The organism is Sporosarcina sp. (assembly GCF_029257255.1).
Classification (GTDB): Bacteria; Bacillota; Bacilli; order Bacillales_A; family Planococcaceae; genus Sporosarcina.
In genome coordinates this window covers 40149-60469 of the sequence record NZ_JARICI010000036.1, presented here as the reverse complement: position 1 = coordinate 60469, position 20321 = coordinate 40149, and the positions used below count along the sequence as shown (strand labels likewise).

The 20321-nt window shown below is 45.1% G+C and carries 21 protein-coding genes; 17 read left to right on the top strand and 4 right to left on the bottom strand.

The annotated features are described in order from the left end of the window. The first annotated feature begins 68 nt into the window (after positions 1-68). The 5 genes from Q1J64_RS07985 to Q1J64_RS07965 all read left to right on the top strand — a co-directional run bounded on the left by Q1J64_RS07985 (position 69) and on the right by Q1J64_RS07965 (position 5443). Positions 69-1211, top strand: a complete 1143-nt coding sequence (locus tag Q1J64_RS07985; protein WP_301108607.1) for an MFS transporter — start codon at positions 69-71, stop codon at positions 1209-1211. Positions 1212-1320: 109 nt separating this feature from the next. Continuing rightward, positions 1321-1983, top strand: a complete 663-nt coding sequence (locus Q1J64_RS07980; protein WP_301108542.1) for a uracil-DNA glycosylase — start codon at positions 1321-1323, stop codon at positions 1981-1983. Positions 1984-2006: 23 nt separating this feature from the next. Beyond that, positions 2007-3731: an ABC transporter ATP-binding protein gene (locus tag Q1J64_RS07975; RefSeq protein WP_301108541.1), complete on the top strand. Its 1725-nt coding sequence runs from the start codon at positions 2007-2009 to the stop codon at positions 3729-3731. Between the two features lie 22 nt (positions 3732-3753). Further along, positions 3754-4350 carry a DNA-3-methyladenine glycosylase gene (locus tag Q1J64_RS07970; protein ID WP_301108540.1) on the top strand — a complete coding sequence of 199 codons (597 nt, stop codon included), beginning with the start codon at positions 3754-3756 and terminating at the stop codon, positions 4348-4350. Between the two features lie 40 nt (positions 4351-4390). Then, positions 4391-5443, top strand: a complete 1053-nt coding sequence (locus Q1J64_RS07965; RefSeq protein WP_301108539.1) for a YkvI family membrane protein — start codon at positions 4391-4393, stop codon at positions 5441-5443. 186 nt (positions 5444-5629) lie between these two features. On the opposite strand, the gene hmpA is transcribed toward Q1J64_RS07965, so the two are convergent. Further along, positions 5630-6841, bottom strand: coding sequence for an NO-inducible flavohemoprotein (gene hmpA / locus Q1J64_RS07960; RefSeq protein ID WP_301108606.1), 1212 nt, complete (start codon positions 6839-6841; stop codon positions 5630-5632). 190 nt (positions 6842-7031) lie between these two features. On the opposite strand from hmpA, the gene Q1J64_RS07955 reads away from it, so the two are divergent. After that, the gene (locus Q1J64_RS07955; RefSeq protein ID WP_301108538.1) at positions 7032-7478 is read left to right on the top strand and encodes an RrF2 family transcriptional regulator; all 447 of its coding nucleotides are present in this window, start codon (positions 7032-7034) and stop codon (positions 7476-7478) included. 63 nt (positions 7479-7541) lie between these two features. Then, positions 7542-8468, top strand: coding sequence for a manganese-dependent inorganic pyrophosphatase (locus tag Q1J64_RS07950; protein WP_301108537.1), 927 nt, complete (start codon positions 7542-7544; stop codon positions 8466-8468). Between the two features lie 49 nt (positions 8469-8517). Here the strand turns inward: Q1J64_RS07950 and Q1J64_RS07945 are convergent, their stop codons facing one another. Then, a complete protein-coding gene (locus Q1J64_RS07945; RefSeq protein ID WP_301108536.1) occupies positions 8518-9897 on the bottom strand; it encodes an FAD-dependent oxidoreductase in 1380 nt (459 codons plus the stop codon). A 98-nt stretch (positions 9898-9995) separates the two neighbouring features. On the opposite strand from Q1J64_RS07945, the gene Q1J64_RS07940 reads away from it, so the two are divergent. After that, the gene (locus Q1J64_RS07940) at positions 9996-10703 is read left to right on the top strand and encodes a DsbA family oxidoreductase (RefSeq protein ID WP_301108535.1); all 708 of its coding nucleotides are present in this window, start codon (positions 9996-9998) and stop codon (positions 10701-10703) included. Positions 10704-10760: 57 nt separating this feature from the next. Here Q1J64_RS07940 and Q1J64_RS07935 read toward each other — a convergent pair whose 3' ends face one another. After that, positions 10761-11282 (bottom strand): YceI family protein, encoded by a 522-nt coding sequence (locus Q1J64_RS07935; protein ID WP_301108534.1) that lies wholly within the window; start codon positions 11280-11282, stop codon positions 10761-10763. A gap of 164 nt (positions 11283-11446) precedes the next feature. Between Q1J64_RS07935 and murB the strand changes: the two genes are divergently transcribed. Then, positions 11447-12367, top strand: coding sequence for a UDP-N-acetylmuramate dehydrogenase (gene murB / locus Q1J64_RS07930; RefSeq protein ID WP_301108533.1), 921 nt, complete (start codon positions 11447-11449; stop codon positions 12365-12367). Positions 12368-12642: 275 nt separating this feature from the next. On the opposite strand, the gene Q1J64_RS07925 is transcribed toward murB, so the two are convergent. Then, the gene (locus Q1J64_RS07925) at positions 12643-13317 is read right to left on the bottom strand and encodes an adenine nucleotide alpha hydrolase family protein (RefSeq protein ID WP_301108532.1); all 675 of its coding nucleotides are present in this window, start codon (positions 13315-13317) and stop codon (positions 12643-12645) included. Between the two features lie 233 nt (positions 13318-13550). Between Q1J64_RS07925 and Q1J64_RS07920 the strand changes: the two genes are divergently transcribed. The 8 genes from Q1J64_RS07920 (at position 13551) to Q1J64_RS07885 (ending at position 20315) form a co-directional block, all read left to right on the top strand. Continuing rightward, positions 13551-15965 (top strand): Na+/H+ antiporter subunit A, encoded by a 2415-nt coding sequence (locus tag Q1J64_RS07920; protein ID WP_301108531.1) that lies wholly within the window; start codon positions 13551-13553, stop codon positions 15963-15965. After that, a complete protein-coding gene (locus Q1J64_RS07915) occupies positions 15952-16377 on the top strand; it encodes a Na(+)/H(+) antiporter subunit B (protein ID WP_301108605.1) in 426 nt (141 codons plus the stop codon). The genes Q1J64_RS07920 and Q1J64_RS07915 overlap by 14 nt, the downstream gene beginning before the upstream one ends. Then, a complete protein-coding gene (locus Q1J64_RS07910) occupies positions 16377-16709 on the top strand; it encodes a Na(+)/H(+) antiporter subunit C (protein WP_301108530.1) in 333 nt (110 codons plus the stop codon). Before Q1J64_RS07915 ends, Q1J64_RS07910 begins: the two co-directional genes overlap by 1 nt. Continuing rightward, the gene (locus tag Q1J64_RS07905) at positions 16702-18186 is read left to right on the top strand and encodes a Na+/H+ antiporter subunit D (RefSeq protein WP_301108529.1); all 1485 of its coding nucleotides are present in this window, start codon (positions 16702-16704) and stop codon (positions 18184-18186) included. Before Q1J64_RS07910 ends, Q1J64_RS07905 begins: the two co-directional genes overlap by 8 nt. 16 nt (positions 18187-18202) lie before the next feature. Beyond that, on the top strand, positions 18203-18685 hold the full coding sequence (locus Q1J64_RS07900) for a Na+/H+ antiporter subunit E (RefSeq protein ID WP_301108528.1): 483 nt from the start codon (positions 18203-18205) through the stop codon (positions 18683-18685). After that, entirely contained in the window at positions 18682-18966 is a 285-nt protein-coding gene (locus Q1J64_RS07895) for a Na(+)/H(+) antiporter subunit F1 (RefSeq protein ID WP_301108527.1), read from the top strand. The genes Q1J64_RS07900 and Q1J64_RS07895 overlap by 4 nt, the downstream gene beginning before the upstream one ends. Then, complete coding sequence (mnhG, locus tag Q1J64_RS07890; RefSeq protein ID WP_301108526.1) at positions 18944-19321, top strand: monovalent cation/H(+) antiporter subunit G; 378 nt, start codon at positions 18944-18946, stop codon at positions 19319-19321. The genes Q1J64_RS07895 and mnhG overlap by 23 nt, the downstream gene beginning before the upstream one ends. Positions 19322-19952: 631 nt before the next feature. Next, the gene (locus tag Q1J64_RS07885; RefSeq protein WP_301108525.1) at positions 19953-20315 is read left to right on the top strand and encodes an ArsR/SmtB family transcription factor; all 363 of its coding nucleotides are present in this window, start codon (positions 19953-19955) and stop codon (positions 20313-20315) included. The last annotated feature ends 6 nt before the right edge of the window (positions 20316-20321 follow it).

Below are 20321 nucleotides of genomic sequence, written 5' to 3'. Positions count from 1 at the left end.
GTAGAAGACTTGTGAAAAAGAAAGAAATCTCACGTAATAAATTGCTTGGTATCGCAGGTACTGGCTGGATGTTTGACGCGATGGATGTCGGGATCCTGTCTTTTGTCATCGCAGCACTTGCGGTAGAATGGAATTTAACTTCTTCAGAGATGGGCTGGATCGGCAGTGTCAACTCAATTGGAATGGCAGTCGGTGCATTCGGCTTTGGACTGTTGGCAGACCGTATTGGACGCAGGCAAGTATTTATGATGACATTGGTCATATTTTCTGTTGCGAGCGGTTTGTCTGCGTTGACCACAGCGTTATGGGCATTCCTGATTCTGCGCTTTTTAGTTGGTGCAGGTCTTGGCGGGGAGTTGCCTGTAGCTTCTACATTAGTTTCAGAAAGCGTATCTGCAAAAGAGCGTGGGCGCGTTGTCGTTCTGCTAGAAAGTTTCTGGGCTGCAGGATGGCTTATCGCTGCTTTGATCGCCTATTTTGTTATCCCAAGTTACGGCTGGCGTGTTGCGCTGATCATCACAGCATTACCTGCATTTTACGCCATTTATTTACGACGTAATCTGCCGGATTCAAAGAAGTTTGTTCAAGAAGGCAAGACGGAGCAATCCGCGGGGCAGAAGCTCAAGCAATTGCTCACTCCGGAATTTAGAAAGCGCACGATCATGCTGTGGATTGTCTGGTTTGCTGTAGTCTTTTCCTATTATGGTATGTTCCTGTGGCTGCCAAGTGTCATGGTGATTAAAGGCTTCAGTCTAATTAAAAGTTTTGGCTATGTGCTGATTATGACTTTGGCACAGCTGCCAGGCTATTTCAGTGCCGCCTGGCTAATTGAACGTGCAGGACGCAAATTTGTCCTTGCAACGTATTTATTCGGTACTGCACTTAGCGCGTTGGCGTTCGGAAATGCGGATACTTTGGTTACATTAATGATTGCAGGTGCATTTCTTTCATTCTTTAACTTAGGAGCATGGGGTGCATTGTACGCCTATTCACCAGAACAATATCCGACCGCAATACGTGCGACAGGTTCGGGCGTTGCGGCAGCAGTTGGCCGGGTCGGCGGTATATTCGGTCCTCTTCTTGTCGGATCGTTACTGACGGCAGGTTACGGATTCGGTATCATATTCGGTATTTTCTGTGCAGCGATTATGATTGGTGTATTATCGGTTGTACTGCTTGGAACAGAAACAAAACAAACAGAATTAGCATAGAATAAGATAAGTCGTTTCCATTTACCATAAATGGGGGCGGCTTTTTCAATGGCAAATGTTTTTGATTCGGCTATTTAAGCCTTATACTTACAGTAAGGGAGTTGATACGATGTTTCGGATTCCAGATGAAATTGCCCGTCTTGCACTGGAACGCAGCGAAGGGTTTCAAGTGGAAGGCTTCGTTCAGGGAGAGGGTCCTGAATCACCCGCGATTCTTTTAATCGGAGAGGCACCGGGCGAGCACGAAGGCGTACATGGCGTGCCGTTCATCGGACGTGCGGGAAACGAATTAATGAAATCACTCGCTTCGGTCGGTTTATCAAGGGAAGATGTCTACATGACCAGTGCATTTCGCAGTCGTCCATACAGATGGGGCACAAAGAAGGAACGGGACGGCACATTGACGGAACGTAAATATAATCGTCCACCCACACAAAAAGAACAGCTGGCTCATGCGCCTGTGTTGGATTATGAAGTAGCGAACTTAAAGCCAGGACTCATCGTCACACTTGGTAATGTAGGTTTGCAGCGACTGCTCGGCAAACATGCCAAAGTGACAGAGCTGCATGGCCAGCTGTTGACGCAGTCAGTCCAATATCTACAGAGGCTTGAAGACAAACAATATAGCTGGACAGAACAGTCCTATACTATTCTGCCGACGTTTCATCCCGCGTCCATTTTCTACCGGCCGTCACTCAGACCCAATTTGGAAGAGGACTGGATGAGGATTGGTGAATACCTGCAAGCGCTACACAGCAAACCATGGGAATAAGATAGAGAAGAGGACCGTTGCAAATGAAATCAGCCGGATCGTTACAAAACTTTTTTAGTCTAATCAAAACGCTGCATTGGCCTGTAGCCGTCACCGCAATTGCTTTACTTTTATCACTCGTCGAAACCGCAGCAGGCTTAGCTGTCCCTCTGATTACCAAAGACTTGGTGGATTCTTTTACAAGTGAGCTGATGAACTGGAAAACTGGTTTGTTCCTGCTCATCTTATTTGTCGTCCAGGCGATTACGGGCGGCTTTTCCTACTATATGCTTGCCTACATAGGAGAAACGGTAGTGGCAGATCTGCGAAATCAATTATGGCAGAAAGTTCTGCGTCTGCCCGTGCCGTATTTTGATCAGAATGAAACAGGAGAGACTATGAGCCGCATTACACAGGATACGACGGTATTAAAGTCTCTCGTGTCTGAGCATCTAGTATCGTTCATTTCCGGCATGATTTCCATCATCGGAGCCGTCATCATCCTGCTCGTGCTGGACTGGAAAATGACGATTATCATGCTCGTCAGCGTGCCGGTCAGCATGGCGATATTATATCCGCTCGGCCGTCTTATGCATAAAGTGGCGAAAGCAACACAGGCGGAGATGGCGAAGTTCTCAGGACACTTGGGTCGTGTACTCGGCGATATCCGATTAGTAAAAGCTTATCGTGCAGAACCGGCAGAAAGTGAAAAAGGAAAGACAGCGATACAATCATTGTTCCGTTATGGCTTAAAAGAAGCGAAAATTCAAGCCGTCATTTCACCAATCATGATGCTGACGATGATGGGCATCCTAGTGGTGATTCTTGGTTACGGTGGCGCGCAAGTTGCCAAAGGTACACTGTCTGCAGGGACATTAGTGGCTGTCATTTTCCTGTTATTCCAGATTATCATGCCATTTGCTCAGATGGCACAGTTCTTTACTTCTTTCCAAAAGGCAGTAGGAGCCACAGAGCGCATTCAAGGGATTCTACGAATGAAATCTGAACCATCTGAAGGAGAATTACCAGTACAGTCTGAGTCAGCGCTGACATTTTCAGATGTTCATTTTGCATATGATGAGGGGAAACAAGTAGTAAACGGTATTTCGTTTACAGCGGAAAGAGGCACTGTCACGGCATTTGTCGGTCCGAGTGGCGGCGGGAAAACAACCATTTTCTCGCTGGTTGAACGCTTTTACCAGCCGGTCGCGGGCGAGATTTTATTGGGTGACGCTCCGGTAAACGATATTCCTTTATCAAAATGGCGCCAGCGAATCGGCTATGTGTCGCAGGAAAGTCCGTTATTGAGCGGCACGATCCTCGATAATATTGCGTACGGGTTAGAACAGCGGCCGCCGATGGAAAAAGTCATAGAAGCGGCAAGTGCAGCCAATGCCTATTCATTTATAAAAGACATGCCGGACCAATTTGAAACATGGGTCGGAGAGCGGGGCATGAAGCTGTCAGGCGGTCAAAGGCAAAGGATTGCAATTGCACGCGCCCTGCTGCATGACCCGGAGATCTTACTGCTTGATGAAGCGACTTCTAACTTAGACAGCGGTTCTGAAACGCATGTTCAAGAAGCGCTGCATCACTTAATGAAGGGCCGCACCACATTAATTATTGCTCATCGGCTGGCCACCGTTTTACACGCCGATCAATTGCTGTTTTTAGAAGACGGCAAAATAACAGGCAGAGGAACGCATGAAGAGCTTGTGCAAACGCATATGCTTTATCGTGAATTTGCTGCAGGTCAAGGCCTCGCCTGAATGAGAAAAAGGAGAAGATACTATGTATGAACCAATCGATCCGTCTTTTTTTCAGGAACCGGTACTGCAACTTGCCCACAGTTTAGTCGGCAAATATATTGTTCATGAAAGTCCAGAGGGTTTGCTGGCGGTTCGTATTGTGGAAACGGAAGCATATCATGGACCGGAAGATCGCGCAGCTCACAGTTTCAGCAACCGCCCCACTAAACGAACAGAAGTGATGTTTGGAGAAGCTGGATCGGTATATACATACCAGATGCATACACATGTCCTGATGAACGTAGTCGCTGCCGCTGAAGGAACTCCTCATGCCGTACTTCTGCGGGCAGGAGAGCCGGTAGAAGGACTGGAACAGATGCAGGAAAACCGGGGAAGTCATATTAAGAAGATAGCTGATCTGACCAACGGCCCCGGCAAGCTGTCCAAAGCGCTTGGGGTCACTATGAAATATTATGGTCATAACTGGGCAGAAAAACCGTTGTATATCGCGGAAGGGCTAGCGATGAATGAAGTGGAGACCAGTCCCCGTGTCGGCATCGGAAACTCCGGTGAAGCCGTTCATTATCCGTGGCGATTTTATGAAAAAGATAACCCATTCGTCTCGAAATACAGGAAATAAATTATACAGGAAGACCAATTTAGAGAGGGATAGGAATACTATGAAAGACGTATTAAAGATGGCAAGCGCCTTTATTGGCATTATTGTCGGGGCAGGATTTGCTTCCGGAAATGAAATCATGACTTATTTTACGAGCTTTGGCCTGTGGGGAATAGCGGGTGCGATTGTCTGTACAGCGTTGTTCGCCTATTTGGGCATGACGCTGACACGCTTAGGGAGCCGCATGCATACCAATTCTCATAAAGATGTAATATATAAAATCAGCGGACGCTATTTAGGTGCAGTAGTAGATGCGATTATTATTTTCACACTGTTCGGTGTAGGTGTCGTCATGCTTGCAGGAGCAGGGGCCAATCTGCAGCAGCAATTCGAGTTGCCTTCATTTGTAGGCAGTTTATTGATGATAGTACTGGTGTTTTTAACGATGCTGCTTGATGTGGATAAAGTGGTGGCGGTGATTGGCAGCATTACACCATTTCTGATCATCACAGTGATCGGTGTATCTGTTTATTGTCTGGTGACGATGGATACGACATTCGCCGTGCTGGATCCTGTGGCGCAGGCAGTGCCGACTACATTGCCGAACTGGTTTCTGTCTGCCGCTAATTATGTATCGTTCAATATCGCACTCGGTGCTTCGATGGCGATTGTCATGGGCGGAGCAGAAAAAAATGAACGGATTGCGGGCTGGGGCGGTTTTGTCGGTGGCTTGGGTTTAGGTGTTTTAATTTTGCTGAGTCATCTGGCGATTTTTTCGAAGGTGGATACAGTGGCGGGGACGGAAATGCCGATGCTTGCCATCATTAATGATATTTCGCCGGTGTTTGCGATCTTCATGTCGCTTGTGTTGTACGGCATGATTTTCAACACGGCCGTCAGCATGTTCTACGCTTTTGGTGCACGGTTTATTGAGAGCGGAACAACAAAGTTCAGATGGTTCGTCGCATTCGCACTGCTCATCGGCTACGGCCTAAGCTTCTTCGGCTTCACAAATCTAGTAAGATACTTCTACCCGCTCGTCGGTTATCTAGGATTGTTCTTGGTGGGGGCATTGATTGTTGCTTCGTTTGGTATGGCAAAGAAAAGTTTGTAAGTGGTAGGATACCGTTTCCCTGCGTTTCAGACGGACGCTTTCCTGAGGGCGTGGCTTGAGCCTCCGGGAGTCGCCTCGGGAAAGCGTACCGGCTGAAGCGCAAATCCCAAACTGCAACCCAAAGTAATCTTTTAAACACTATACAAAAAAGCCCGCGAAATGAATCGCGGGCTTTTGCTTGTCTTATTAAACTGTTGCTAATTCAAGCTGTACTGCTGGTCCGAAGAACTCGTAGTGTACTTTGTCTTCCGGTACGCCGATTGCAAGAAGCTGCTGGATGACGAACTCCATGAAGCCTGTAGGTCCGCATATATACACGTCGCTGCCTGCGATGACATTCTCTTGAAGGAACTCACGCGTGAACATGCCGTCTCCCTCTTCTGAATAAAGAGCTTTATACGTTGAGTTAGGCAATTTCGCGTTCAACTGCTCCAGCTTCTTCGCAAATGCCTGCTGGTTGCGAGTGCGTGCAGAGTGCAAGAATGCAACTTCGCGCTCTGGAGACACGTCTGCAATTGTTGAATACATAGCTTTCATTGGCGTAATACCGACACCGCCACTGATTAATGTAACTGGTGTTGTGCCTGTAGCCTCCATATAGAAATCCCCTGCTGGTGCACTGACTTCAATAATATCGCCAACAGATGCTTCGTTGTGCAAGTAGCAAGACACAACGCCGTTTGGCTGCAATGTGTCTTCACGTTTTACAGAAATACGGAATGTCTCGTCATTTGATTTCTGAGACAGACTGTACTGACGGTTGACAATGTTTTTTGCGCCTGGAATGGATGTACGGATTGTGATGTACTGACCTGGCAAGTAGTATGGTAATTTCTTGCCGTCAACAGGCTTTAGATAGAAGGAAGTGATAATGTCGCTTTCCTCTACTTTGTCCACGATTTCAAAATCCTTGAACATTTTCCAGCCGCCGTCTGCATTTTCATTATTGTCGTACATTTCTGCTTCGACACCGATGAATGCATCTGCAATTATGCCGTAAGCCGCTGCCCATGCGTCGATGATTTCTGGAGTTGCCGCGTCACCAAGAACTTCTTTGATCGCGCCTAATAAATGCTCTCCTACGATAGGATAATGTTCAGGCTTGATTCCTAAAGATACGTGCTTGTGTGCAATTTGTACAACTGCCGGCAAAATCGCGCCGAGATTGTCGATATGCTGTGCTGCTGCGTATACTGTATTTGCAAGTGCCGTCTGCTGACGTCCCTGTGACTGATTTGCGTGATTGAATATATCTAGTAGTTCTGGGTGTGCCTCAAACATATTTCTATAGAAAACCGTTGTAATTGTTTTACCGTGCTGCTCAAGAACAGGTACTGTAGATTTGATAATATCGATAGTTTTTTGATCTAACATGGGTAATGCACAACCTTTCTGGATTTGATATCCTCATCATAAAACATTATTCGCTTTAAAGATATATAAAAAATACATCTTTAAATAAAGTACAAGATTTTGACACAGTTCATTCAATAATCTGTCATTTTATTCTTGAAGAAGGCCAGTTGTGGAATAAGGAATTTTCATTTCTAAATGTTATACTGAAAAGAGAAATGGAAGTGGTGATACTATGCGTTTAACAATGTATACTGATTACTCGCTGCGTGTACTGATTTTTCTAGCTTCCAAGCAACCCGACGAACTATCAACCGTTCAAGAAATCTCGGATGCTTATCGAATCTCTAAAAATCACCTCACCAAAATTGTTCATGAGTTAGGGAAGCTTCAATTGATTGAGACGACTCGTGGAAGAGGCGGAGGCATTCGTCTCAGCGTTGACCCGAAGGATATTAATGTCGGCAAGCTCGTACGTAAAACGGAAGACGATTTTCATCTGGTCGAATGTTTTGATCCAAATAAAAATCTTTGTGTCTTATCGTCAGCCTGTCGGTTGAAAAGTGTATTATATGAAGCGTTGCAAGCGTATTTTACTGTGCTTGATGGTTACACCATCGCGGATTTTCTTCATAATAAAGATGAAATCCATGCGTTATTATTTCCCACTAGTCAATCCTGAGTAATGTGGTAGAATATAGGTATTCGATTTAGAAGAACTGAATGTAATAGGAGGAATTTAGGCATGTCAAAAGTATTGGTCATCGGGCATAAAAACCCGGACACAGATTCAATTGCATCTGCTATTGCGTATGCATATCTGAAGCAGCAGATTGGCGTGGATGCAGAAGCGGTACGCTTAGGAAACATTTCAAAAGAAACGGCATATGCCCTAGAAACATTTGGTTTCGAAGCGCCGCGCCTGATTGAAAAAGCATCCCCGGAAGTATCACAAGTGATCCTAGTAGACCACAATGAAAAACAGCAAAGTGTAGATGATCTGGACGAGGTACAAGTTACGGAGGTTATTGATCACCACCGTATCGCAAACTTCCAGACGAATGATCCATTATATTACCGTGCCGAGCCTGTAGGCTGTACAGCAACTATCCTGAATAAATTATTTAAGGAACACGGAGTAGAGATTCCTAAGAATATTGCTGGTCTTATGCTTTCTGCTATTGTTTCCGATTCATTATTATTCAAATCGCCAACATTTACGGCGCAGGATCAAGCGGCAGCTGATGAATTGACTGCGATTGCTGAAGTCAATGCGGCTGAATACGGACTGGCTATGCTGAAAGCGGGAGCAGATCTTAGTGCGACGCCTATTAGCGAATTAGTTAGCCTGGATGCAAAAGAATTTTCATTCGGCGATATCAAAATGGAAATTGCACAAGTCAATGCGGTAGATCTGCAGGACATTCTGGGACGTCAGGCAGAACTCGAAGAATTGCTTTTACAAGTGATCGAACAGAAGAACCTGGATTTATTCCTATTCGTTGTGACGGATATCATTAATAGTGATTCGGTTATCATCGCATTAGGCGAAGAAGCGGAACGCGCAGGATCTGCGTTTAACGTATCGTTCCATAATAACTCCGCTTTGTTGAAAGGCATTGTGTCACGTAAAAAACAAATTGTGCCAGTATTAACTGAAGCACTTTCATAAAGAAAAGACTGCATGGGAGAACGGTAAAACTGTCCCCATGCAGTCTTTTTTATCCTAAATTAAGAGGTTGGGTAGCGGGGCCTTCTAGTACTGTTCCATCTGCTCGGAATCGAGAGCCGTGGCAAGGACAGTCCCAAGTCTGATCCCCTTTATTCCAGCGTGTGCGGCAGCCCATATGTGTGCAGATTGGTGAATCTGTTCGTGCAATATGACCGCCCGTGAACTCCTTGACTGTGCGTCCGGTGAGCATCAGGGCCCGGCTGAATAAAGCGCCAAAGTCCGTACGTCCCGGAGAATAAAGTGCAGCTGCCGGATTTTCTTTTCCTAAAATAGTATCTGTGATAATCTGTGCACTTGCTATGGAGTTGGTAAGCCCCCATTTCCTGTATCCTGTACTAATAAAGACATTGGACAGAGATTCTGAAATGGCACCTGCATAGGGTACAAGATCAGGTGTAGAAGGATCTTGCGCAGACCACTTATACATGATGTCAGGATGTTCGAACGTTGACTTCAAATCCTCAGCGATACGGTCATAATGGATCTGCGTATCTTTCTCCGTGCCTGCGGGATGGGATTCTGCACACAGCAGCAGATAGGGTTGTTTGTCAATGATTGCTGTGCGAATCGAACGCTTCGGGTTATCTGTGGAAATGTATTGGTGAGTGAAAGGGTTGTCTGTTTTTGCTGCTGCAATATAGGATCGTTCAACATCTAGCTTCAGAATCTGCATCCCTTTAAGTGCTTCAATGGGGTAATGCGAGCAGATAACCAGCTGTCGGTAGCGTACTTCTTTTTCAGATGACAGTTTGACGTAATGATGGTCTGTATTGAGAGCAGCAACTTGCGCGTGTTCAAAGATTCGGGCGCCAGCCTGCACTGCAAGCTGTGCCATTTTTTGTCCGAAACGTACTGGATGAATTTGAGCTTCATCTTCTACTATCAAGGTGTTTGCTGTGTCAAATGGCAAATCGGCTGCTTTGCCTCCCAGTTTGAAAGGTATTCCTATTTCCTCATACGCTTTTTTCTCGCGCATCAATTTCTCGGTTCCTTCTGCTGTCTGCGAATAAAGAACAGAATGAGCGGTCTGCAATTGTTCTGGATCGGCGAAGGACCGAGCGAGGTGTAATGCATGTTCATTGGCGTTGAAATACTGTTTTGCGCTTTCCAAATCAAATTGCTCAATCAAATCGGCGTAAACCAAGTCGTGTTGTGAGGTCAGTTTGCCGGTAGAGTTACCGGTCGCCCCATGTAAAATACTGTTCTTTTCCAGTAATACTACGTCTTTCCCTTGCTTCGCCAAGAAATACGCATTGGCAATTCCGCTTAAACCTCCGCCAATAATTAATACTTCGCACGAGAGATTGTCTTCTATGACAGGATACTTTTCTTGCGGATAAGCGGTAGCTAGCCATAATGATTCATTCATTCCGACACCTCATTCTATAAATTCTAGGTTTCCAAGCATTTATATTGTTGCCAAGTTTTCTTGAATCTAAAATAGAATATAGGAAGGTGGAGGAATAAATGAAAATTGAAGTGTGGTCAGATTATGTATGTCCGTTTTGCTACATCGGAAAAAGACGTTTGGAGGATGGCCTGAAACAATCAGGATTAAAAGGAAAAGCTGAGGTGGAGTATAAAGCTTACCAGCTCGATCCTAATACGCCGATCGCTTCTGATCTGTCTTTACTGGAAGGATTGGCTGCAAAATATAGCGTAAGCCTGGCAGAAGCAGAAAACATGATGAAGAATATTGAAGAACAGGCAAAAACAGTGGGACTTCATTATCAAGTCGATAAAATGAAGACATCTAACACGATGGATGCACATCGCTTGGCTAAATTTGCTAAGCTGCATGGCAAAGAGTCGCAGATAACAGAGCGTTTGCTGCACGGTTATTTTGTTGAAGGTGAGCGAATTGATACGGAAGAAGTACTGCTTGCGATTGCGAAAGAAGTTGGTTTGGATGCAGAACAGACTAAAGCGATGCTAAACAGCGATGACTTCGCAGAGCAGGTACAGGAAGATATTGATGAAGCGCGTGAAATAGGGGTACAGGGTGTGCCATTCTTCGTGATCAATAGAAAATATGCAATTTCCGGAGCTCAACCAACCGAGGCGTTTGTAGAGGCACTTGAGAAAATTGCAAAAGAAGAAGGGATTCAGCCTTCATTGCAAGTACTTGGTGGAGTCGGCGGAGGCCAGTGCGATGATGGATCTTGTAACGTCTAATAAATAAACAAAACAGCAGTCAACTTCACGTTGGCTGCTGTTTCGTGTGGCATAAAGTTAATCAGAACCGTTCATCTCTACGGAAATTTTCAGTTGAATGTCGATTGTTTCTCCAACCATGACACCGCCGGCCTCTATTGCTTGATTCCAAGTCAGTCCGAACTCCTTGCGCTTGATCCTGGCCACGACTTCATAACGAAATTCGAAGTTCTCGGAATCGATGGGGGTAACACAAAACATCACTCTTTTTGTCGTCTGCTTGAGGGTCAGGTCGCCGTTCATTCGGTACATCCCTTCTTGCTCCATCCAATAAATAGAGCGTGAGATGAATGTCATGAAAGGGAAAGCTTCTGTGTCAAAAAAATCTTTTGAGCATAGGTGAATATCTCGATCTCTATTGTCTGTATCAATCGACGCGACGGAAACTTGGAACTGAACCGAACTTTTCGCTAAATCTGCCGGATTGCCCTCTACTGTACCAGTAAACTCCTTAAAAATACCGGTGACGGTAGATACCATCATATGCGGAACTGAAAAACCGATAGTTGAGGTGGCATGATTGATTTTAGACGTATTCACTTACACTCCTCCTGTGGTCTTAAGTTATGTAAACTCTAATGGAAAATCGGTCAAAAGTCAAAATGAAATTCCTTGTCAAAAATCTCGATTGCAAGCATACTAATAGAGGGATAAGATTGTTTTCCTGTAAGGGGAAGCAGGTAAATTGAAAGGACTGGGTAAAGATGTCAAAACATCGCTGGTTTGAAGACCTTCAAATGAAAATTAAGGACGGCTGGTTATTGCTGGATGAACCACTGAATAAATACACTAAAACTCGTTTAGGCGGCAAGGCGGATGTAGTCGTGGCGCCTGCCACTATAGAAGAAGTGCAAGCAACTGTAACCTATGGATACGAAAACAATATACCTATTTTATTACTTGGCAATGGTTCGAATATGGTCGTTCGCGATGGTGGCGTACGCGGAATCGTTTTGTACATGGCCAATTTCAATAAGATTGAAATTAAGGGAAACACGATGATCGCAGAGGCAGGTGCGCATATTATTGATGCCTCAAAAGAAGCGGCCAAGGCGTGCCTGTCAGGTTTGGAGTTTGCCTGTGGAATCCCGGGATCAATTGGTGGTGCTATGGCTATGAATGCTGGTGCGTATGGAGGAGAAATTAAGGACATCATTACGCAAGCGACTGTGATGAACCATGCTGGCGAAATATTTGTGCTGTCGAAAGAAGAATTGGAGCTAGGGTATCGAAAGAGTATCATCACCGAAGAGGGCTATTATGTCCTGTCTGCTGAGTTCGAGTTAACACCGGGTGTCCAGCAGGATATTGATTCGACTGTGGCAGATTTGACGTTCCAGCGGGAATCAAAGCAGCCATTAGAATATCCCTCTGCAGGAAGTGTATTCAAACGACCACCGGGGTATTTTGCAGGGAAATTAATTCAGGATAGCGGTTTGCAGGGCAAAGGTTTTGGCGGCGCGGAAGTATCAACGAAACATGCCGGATTTATCGTCAATAAAAAAGATGCCACGGCAGCGGATTATATCCAGACTATTGAAATGGTGAAAGAAGAAGTGAAGAAGAATTTCGGGATAGATCTTGAGATGGAAGTAAAGATTGTCGGGGAAGAGCTTTCCGAATAAGTGAAGCTGACGGTGCAGGATGTCTGAGTTTGAGATATCCTGTGCCGTTTTTTATTTGGAGAAACTAAATGTTCGTTCATTCGGGGCTTTGGTTCGGTTAAAGAGACTTTTGGCTCGTTCAGCAAGTGTTAATGTGCGTTCCTTTGCTTGTTTGGTTCGCCGTTACTAGTTATTGGATCGTTAACTGCTGTTTTGGCGCGGCGGTACGGCGGTATCGCCACGGTATCGGCAAAAAAGCCTGCAGAAGCTTAGATGCTCCTGCAGGCTATTTGATATTAGTCGTGGGTTTTGCACTGTATTTTATTTGGCTCGACGACATGGTCATCTTCGATCTGGACTTGGCAGATTTTGTTGTTTTGCATGAATTTGAAAATGCCGTTGTTGAAGTCAGTACCGATTTCTTTGAAGAAGATCCCTTCATATTGTACATGTTTGGATAAGGTGAAATTGATGCGGTATCCGTCGCCATCTGAGGTCAGATAGGCGCGTACTCCTTTTTCAAATGACCCTTCGACTTCACTTTTGATGGCTCGCTCGACAGAAACGACATGGAAGTCGACGAAAGAAATTTCACGTAGCAAGACGTTCATAAAAGAACCTTTCGTGATTTCTTCCCAGCGGCTTTGCGCTGTCTGGCCAATGATAATTTGTGTGATTCCGTACTGGTGTGCAACTTCTTTGATGACTTTGGCGGTCGGCCGCTTTTCATCGTCGCGTATGATGAATGCTTCGACATCAAGTTCTTCCGCAAGCTCTTTCCAGCGATCAATATAATCTGATTTATCTGCGTTGAACTCGTCAAGAGGTGCAGCATCGACGGTTAAGATGTACAGCGGACAATCCATAATTGCCGCGATTTTATATCCTCTTTTAATGAGACGTTCACCATTTGGACCGTAATACACACAAACGAGAATACTCTCGTCCATACGGCTTTTCATTTTGCCCATAATGACTCTTCACCTCTTCATATTCAATAAGACTGTTGAGCATACATCATTGTACAGTTTAGTCCAGATGTCCACAGATGGCTCACCACGCATTGTATGCGATTTGTGAGAAAGTAGTGTATACTTTTTAGTAGTGAATGCACTCTCTTCTTAGAGTCTCATTATGCATAACGTATGATGTTCAGTCAAGAGGGTGCAGTGTCTTATATTGAATTTTTCTGGGAGGTGTAAGGTTGATTACCGTCTTGCTGGCAATTTTTCTGCCGTTTATCGCAGCATGCCTAGTACCATTGATACATAGGTTTTTGACGGGCCGACGAATTGGCTGGTTTGTGATGACGGTTCCACTGTTTCTTTTCATCTTACTTCTACGTTTAGTACCTTCACTTTCAGATGATGCTGTTTATCAATATACTTTCCCTTGGATACCTTCAGCAGGTGTCTATTTTTCAACTTATTTAGATGGATTAAGTATGATTTTTGCATTGCTCATAACAGGCATAGGAAGTCTTGTTGTCTTTTATTCGATATATTATCTGTCTGAACGGGAAGCGATCGGTCGCTTTTATACATATTTACTGCTATTTATGGGTGCGATGCTCGGTGTAGTATTATCCGATAACTTGATTGTACTGTATGTGTTTTGGGAATTGACGAGTATATCGTCATTCTTGCTGATTGCATTCTGGTATCACCGGAAGCAATCTAGATATGGTGCTAAGAAATCGATGCTGATCACCGTGACAGGCGGTCTTTTCATGCTGGCAGGATTTTTGATGCTGTATTCAATGACCGAAACATTCAGCCTGCGTGAAATAATTGCGATGAGGGAGATCGTTTCTGGGGATTCTTTGTTTATTCCGGCTATGCTCCTCGTATTGCTCGGAGCTTTCACGAAATCTGCGCAGTTTCCTTTTCATATATGGCTGCCGGATGCGATGGAAGCCCCGACGCCAGTCAGTGCTTATTTACATTCAGCAACAATGGTGAAAGCGGGGATTTATCTGGTTGCCCGTTTTACGCCGGTATTTGCAGGTGATGCAATATGGTTCTATGTGGTTTCGGGTGTCGGTCTGCTGACGATGCTGTGGGGATCAGTGAATGCCGTAAAGCAAACGGATCTTAAAGCGCTGCTCGCCTTCTCAACGGTGAGTCAGCTTGGGATGATCATGAGTTTGCTCGGTGTTGGATCGCTTGCATTTGCGTCTTCTGAAAGTGCACATACCGCATTGTTCACGGCCGCCACATTTGCCGCTTTGTTTCATTTAATAAATCACTCGACCTTTAAAGGTTCACTGTTTATGGTTGTCGGGATTTTAGACCATCAGCTCGGTACGCGGAATATTCGAAGATTAGGCGGGCTTGCGACTATTATGCCGATTACGTTCTCAATCGCATTGATCGGCAGTTTTTCTATGGCAGGTCTTCCACCGTTTAACGGTTTTTTGAGTAAGGAATTATTTTTTGAAGCGATGCTGTCTCTTCAAGATGCAAATTTACTGACGCTCGACTCTCTGGCTCTACTCTTCCCGATTGTCGCGTGGGTTGGCAGTATCTTTACGTTCATCTACTGTATGGTCATTGTCTTCCAATCATTTCTTGGGAAAGTACCGGAGCCGTTTCCAGGGCAACGTCCCGCACATGAAGCGCCAATTAAAATGCTTATTGCACCGCTTGTTCTTGCAAGTCTGGTCGTACTGATTTTCTTCTTCCCGAATATCCTTGGCACTTATATTTTAGGGCCGGCGATGTCTGCTGTGTATCCGCAGTTCAGAACGATTGAAGGACTGGTGCCTGAAATTCATGTCTGGCATGGATGGAATATGCCGGTATTCATGACGCTAGGTGTGATTATAGCGGGTATTTTACTCTATTATTTCCTCGACTACTGGAAAGGTGTCTATCGGTTAGGGATGCTGCAATGGACTCTCGACAGGCTCTATAATGCATTTCTGACTTTTGGAGAGAGAGTCGGTACACTTGTTACGAGAACCTATATGACAGGTTCTGTCCGTGATTATGTCGCCTATATTATGCTGATCTTCATTGCATTCATTGGGATTGGGCTGGTTGGATTTCAGCAGTTTATCTTTGACTTCTCAAACGACGCACCGGTTGAAATCAATGAAGGCTTGATTGTTTTTGTGATGATGTGCTCAAGTATCGCAATTTTATTTGCGCGTTCCCGGATTACAGCCATCATTTTGAATGGCGTGCTTGGATACTCAATTGCGATTTTATTTGTCGTGTTCCGTGCACCCGATCTGGCACTTACACAGATTATTGTGGAAACGGTGACGACTGTCTTGTTTTTGCTGTGTTTCTACTACTTGCCGGAATGGCGTACTGAATATAAATCTAACTCAATGAAATGGCGTAATGGATTGATCGCGGCAGCTTCAGGGATTGCTGTGACGGTAGTAGCGCTATTAGTGCAGGGGCATTCATTGTATCCGTCCATCTCAATTTACTATGAAACAGCATCACGTCTAGCTGGCGGAATGAATGTTGTCAACACGATACTAGGTGATTTCCGTGCGTTTGATACGATGCTTGAAGTCTTGGTTCTTTTTATCGCCGGACTTGGGGTCTTTTCATTAGTGAAGCTGCGTCGTAAGAAGGGAGCGGATCAGTCTGAAGAAAAATGATGTGATCTTGCAGACCGTGACCAAAATTGTATTCTTTATTATTTTGACGTTCGGTGTCGAGCTGTTTATATCTGGACATAATAATCCAGGCGGCGGCTTTATCGGCGGTTTAGTACTTTCTTCGGCATTCGTGCTGCTGTATTTGGTGTACGATATCGAAACGGTTCACCGTGGGACGCCTTTTGACTTTAAACGTGTAGCGGCGCTAGGTGTTTTATTGGCTGTCGGCACTGGTGTTTTGTCTATCGTGTTTCATGTACCTTTTTTATCGCAGGCGACACGGGTAGTGGATTTGCCTGTTTTTGGTGCAACGGAAATCGGTACCATGACAATCTTCGAAGCAGGCGTCGCGCTGACGGTGCTAGGAACCGTTGTAACGATTATTTTAGGGATCAGTGAGGATGTGGAGTAATGGAGACATTAATTACCCTTCTGGTTGGTGTATTGGTGGCGGTGGGGGTCTATTTGCTCCTGTCGAAAGAAATGCTGCGGATAATTCTCGGCACGGCGATTCTATCCCATGCGATCCACCTGTTATTGCTGACAATGGGCGGCCTGAAAAAAGGTGATGTCCCGTTGCTTCAGGAAGGGGCAGCAGAGTATACAGATGCGCTGCCGCAAGCGTTAATATTGACGGCGATTGTTATCAGCTTTGCTGTAACGGCTTTTTTATTAGTACTATCCTATCGTGTCTATCAGGAATCGGGCCGTGGATCAGAATTGCGAGGGCAGCAGGATGAATAATTTAGTAGTGCTGCCAATGATCCTGCCTGTTTTGATGGGCGTGCTATTGGTGTTTTTACGACCGTATATCCGGCTTCAGCGTGGATTAAGTTTAGTTACGCTGCTCGCTTCTGCCGGAATCGCTGCCTATTGTTTGGAACATATTCGCCGTACAGGTATCATGCGGCTAGATTTTGGAAACTGGCTTCCGCCGCATGGGATTCTATTTGTCGGCGATTCGTTTGCCATGTTGTTGGTCCTGGCTGCCTGTGTAGTCTCGAGTATTATACTGATTTATGCGTTTGGCACAACAGGTTTACAAACAGAAGAAATGTTCTTCTATCCGTTTTTCTTGTTTTTAGTGGCTGGTGTCAACGGTTCGTTTCTGACAGGTGATTTATTTAACTTGTTCGTGTGCTTTGAAGTGATGCTACTTGCTTCGTACGTTTTGCTAACACTGGGTGGACGGAAGATGCAGTTAAAGGAAGGCATTACATATGTACTGATCAATGTGCTGGCTTCTTGGTTCTTTTTATTGGGCATTGCCTATTTGTATGGCGCGCTTGGCACGTTGAATATGGCACATATTGCTGTGCGTGTAACAGAAGCTGGCCAGGGTCCGTTGCTGACGCTGATCAGTATCATCTTTTTGCTAGTCTTCAGCTTGAAAGCGGGGCTGCTGTTATATTTCTGGCTTCCCGGTTCTTACTCTGCACCGCCTACAGCAGTAGCTGCTTTGTTCGGTGCTTTGCTGACGAAGGTCGGTATATATGCTCTGTACAGGATGTTTACATTGATTTTTGTTCATGATCCATTGGTTTTCCAGATCATTGGCGTGCTGGCAGTTATTACGATGCTTGGCGGCTGCTTAGGGGCGGTTGCGTATTCGGATATCCGGCAGATCGTCTCATACAATGTCATCATTTCTGTTGGCTTCGTGCTGACGGGGTTGGCGATTTCTACGACTGCTTCGTTCCAGGGAGCGAGCTACTATTTGATTCACGATATGGTCAGCAAAGCGCTGCTGTTTTTATTGGCGGGGACAGTTGTCTATTTAACAGGACGTGTGAAGTTCCATGAAATCAGCGGACTGATTCGAAATTACCCGCTTGTTGGCTGGTTGTTTTTCTTGACAATGCTTGCGGTTGCTGGAATTCCACCATTAAGCGGATTTATTGGGAAAGTCTATATTGGATTAGGGGCAATAGAGGCGAAGGAGTATGTGCTTCTTACCGCTGCGTTCCTGTCGGGTATAGGTGTGCTATATTCACTGCTTCGTATATTCCTCAATAGTTTTTGGGGTGAGACAACGATCAGTGAGGATGAACAGAAACATTTTGACAAGTCGCTCGGCCTGCCGCTTGTGTTGCTTGCGATGCTGGTAGTTGGAATGGGAGTCGGTGCGGAATTCCTTGCACCGTATATCCAGGATGCTGCACAAACGCTGGCAGATCCGGAACTTTATATCCGGGCAGTGCTAGGTGACGATTTAAAATAGAAAGGGGGGACGCCGCATGCCGGTGCAGCTTCTGCTGAACTTATTCATTGCGCTTTTATGGATGCTGCTGGTGGATGAAGACGAGCTGAAATTCACTACCTTCTTCATGGGGTTTTTAGTGGGCATCGGGATTATCTTTTTCATGAGCCGCTTTTTCGGCACACATTTTTATTTGCGAAGAATTTACGCAGCGTGTAAACTTTTACTCATTTTCAATCGCGAATTGACACAATCAAGTATTGTGGTGATATCTCAGATTATGAGGCCCAAATTAAAAATAAAACCGGGCATCTTTAAGTATGAAACAATTTTGACGAGTGACGTAGAAGTGACGATGCTGTCAATGCTGCTAACATTAACGCCGGGTTCAGTCGTAATGGAGGTCTCCCCAGAAGGTAATGAACTGTATATTCATGCGATGGATGTAGAAGAATCGCGGGATGGACTGATCAAGCAATTGAAAAACTTTGAAAAGGCAATTATGGAGGTGACACGATGATTGCAGGCATGCTGTCGGTATCTGTCATATTATTTGCTCTGACTATTTTAGTGGCGGTCATCCGTATAGTATTAGGTCCTTCATTGCCGGACCGTGTTGTTGCGCTGGATGTGATCGGTGTGAATTTGATTGCAACGATTGCCGTCGTGTCGGTAATGATGAAGACGAAAGCATTTTTGGAAGCCATTTTGATTCTGGGAATACTTTCATTTATTGGTACCATTGCGTTTTCGAAGTTTATCGAGAGGGGGAAAATCGTTGAACGTAAGCGAGATGGGTGAGTTTGCAGGTGCTCTGTTAATTTTGACTGGTGCAATCGCGAGTATTTTAAGTGTATTTGGTTTGATTCGGCTGCCGGACGTCTATACCCGTTCGCATGCAGCCACAAAGAGCTCGACTCTGGCTGTCCTGCTGACACTGTCGGGGGCGTTCGTCTATTTCCTTTTCGCTGAACATTTTATCAGTGTACGTCTGCTGCTTGGAATCGGCTTTGTATTTTTAACGGCGCCTGTTGCAGGTCACGTTATCATCCGGGCTGCTTATCGTTCGAAGGTGAAGCTTGCAGATATTTCCATAGAAGACGAGTTGTACGAAAAAATCCATGGTGAAAAACAGATGCCGACAAATAAAAACTGATGCAAAACACTGGGTCTGCTATTTTGCAAGACCTGGACGTAAGTGGTGCGGTCCGTTTCTCGACTTTGCAAGCGGTTTGAATGGTGTGTGTGCAGTATAAATCTGCTTCGGCGCTGGGGGATTGCCTTCCGCTGTGAGCCTACTGGCGAAAAGCGTGGCGATCTGCCAAAGAAGCTTCACGGATGATCATAGTACCCGTTCAAGCGCTCATAGCCCTGCCTCACTCGAGCATACTCACCGGCTGAGTGATCATTCGGCTCGGTCTAGTGATCATACAGCATCCCGACGTGATCATTGGACTGGTCTCTGCGCTCATAGCCGACCACGCAGCTGCGCCTTCGCTGTTTTGTGAAAAGTATGTCATGCGGATTATTTGCAAAGTGTGGATGGTGTTGGTTTTGTTTTACCGCTTACCATCCAATACTATGTTAAAAAACAACCAATCTGAATTGAAGACTGCAGTACGCAGATAGTTAGGTTTCAAAACCGCAGTCAATTCTCAAACTGCTCATATAATAAACTGGCAAGCACACGTTTGGTAAAGGAATGGAACACTGTTTGAGTAAATTGATTTTTCTCACTAGTATCTATATAATGACCGTAATATTAAGACTGTGAATGGGGTGGCAATGTGACAAATCAAGATGCTTGTGATGTGACAATTGTGCATGAAGATGTGGTGCGGAAAATACAGAAAGAGCTGCCTGATGTAAGTGAGATGGCGAAGATATTTAAAGCTTTGGCGGATGAAACACGACTGCGTATTGCCTATTCGCTTACTATGGAATCTGAAATGTGTGTCTGTGACGTAGCGGCAGTGATCCAATCTTCTTCGGCCACTGCTTCGCATCATCTGCGTTATTTGCGTGAACATTCATTGGCGAAATCAGAAAGACGCGGAAAAATGGTATACTATTCATTAGCGGACAAGCATGTAGCTGATTTAGTGAAAATTGCTCATGAACATGCTGTTGAAGTAGAACAGACCATTTGATGCCTG

What these genes read in the sequence shown, in the direction of transcription:
- murB (WP_301108533.1), top strand. Translation starts at nt 11,447, where the DNA reads ATGTCAAAACATCGCTGGTTTGAAGACCTTCAAATGAAAATTAAGGAC.
- Q1J64_RS07910 (WP_301108530.1), top strand. Translation starts at nt 16,377, where the DNA reads ATGGAGACATTAATTACCCTTCTGGTTGGTGTATTGGTGGCGGTGGGG.
- Q1J64_RS07940 (WP_301108535.1), top strand. Translation starts at nt 9,996, where the DNA reads ATGAAAATTGAAGTGTGGTCAGATTATGTATGTCCGTTTTGCTACATC.
- Q1J64_RS07900 (WP_301108528.1), top strand. Translation starts at nt 18,203, where the DNA reads ATGCCGGTGCAGCTTCTGCTGAACTTATTCATTGCGCTTTTATGGATG.
- Q1J64_RS07980 (WP_301108542.1), top strand. Translation starts at nt 1,321, where the DNA reads ATGTTTCGGATTCCAGATGAAATTGCCCGTCTTGCACTGGAACGCAGC.
- Q1J64_RS07950 (WP_301108537.1), top strand. Translation starts at nt 7,542, where the DNA reads ATGTCAAAAGTATTGGTCATCGGGCATAAAAACCCGGACACAGATTCA.
- Q1J64_RS07955 (WP_301108538.1), top strand. Translation starts at nt 7,032, where the DNA reads ATGCGTTTAACAATGTATACTGATTACTCGCTGCGTGTACTGATTTTT.
- Q1J64_RS07945 (WP_301108536.1), bottom strand. Translation starts at nt 9,897, where the DNA reads ATGAATGAATCATTATGGCTAGCTACCGCTTATCCGCAAGAAAAGTAT.
- Q1J64_RS07925 (WP_301108532.1), bottom strand. Translation starts at nt 13,317, where the DNA reads ATGGGCAAAATGAAAAGCCGTATGGACGAGAGTATTCTCGTTTGTGTG.
- Q1J64_RS07970 (WP_301108540.1), top strand. Translation starts at nt 3,754, where the DNA reads ATGTATGAACCAATCGATCCGTCTTTTTTTCAGGAACCGGTACTGCAA.
- Q1J64_RS07905 (WP_301108529.1), top strand. Translation starts at nt 16,702, where the DNA reads ATGAATAATTTAGTAGTGCTGCCAATGATCCTGCCTGTTTTGATGGGC.
- Q1J64_RS07975 (WP_301108541.1), top strand. Translation starts at nt 2,007, where the DNA reads ATGAAATCAGCCGGATCGTTACAAAACTTTTTTAGTCTAATCAAAACG.
- Q1J64_RS07965 (WP_301108539.1), top strand. Translation starts at nt 4,391, where the DNA reads ATGAAAGACGTATTAAAGATGGCAAGCGCCTTTATTGGCATTATTGTC.
- Q1J64_RS07895 (WP_301108527.1), top strand. Translation starts at nt 18,682, where the DNA reads ATGATTGCAGGCATGCTGTCGGTATCTGTCATATTATTTGCTCTGACT.
- Q1J64_RS07985 (WP_301108607.1), top strand. Translation starts at nt 69, where the DNA reads ATGTTTGACGCGATGGATGTCGGGATCCTGTCTTTTGTCATCGCAGCA.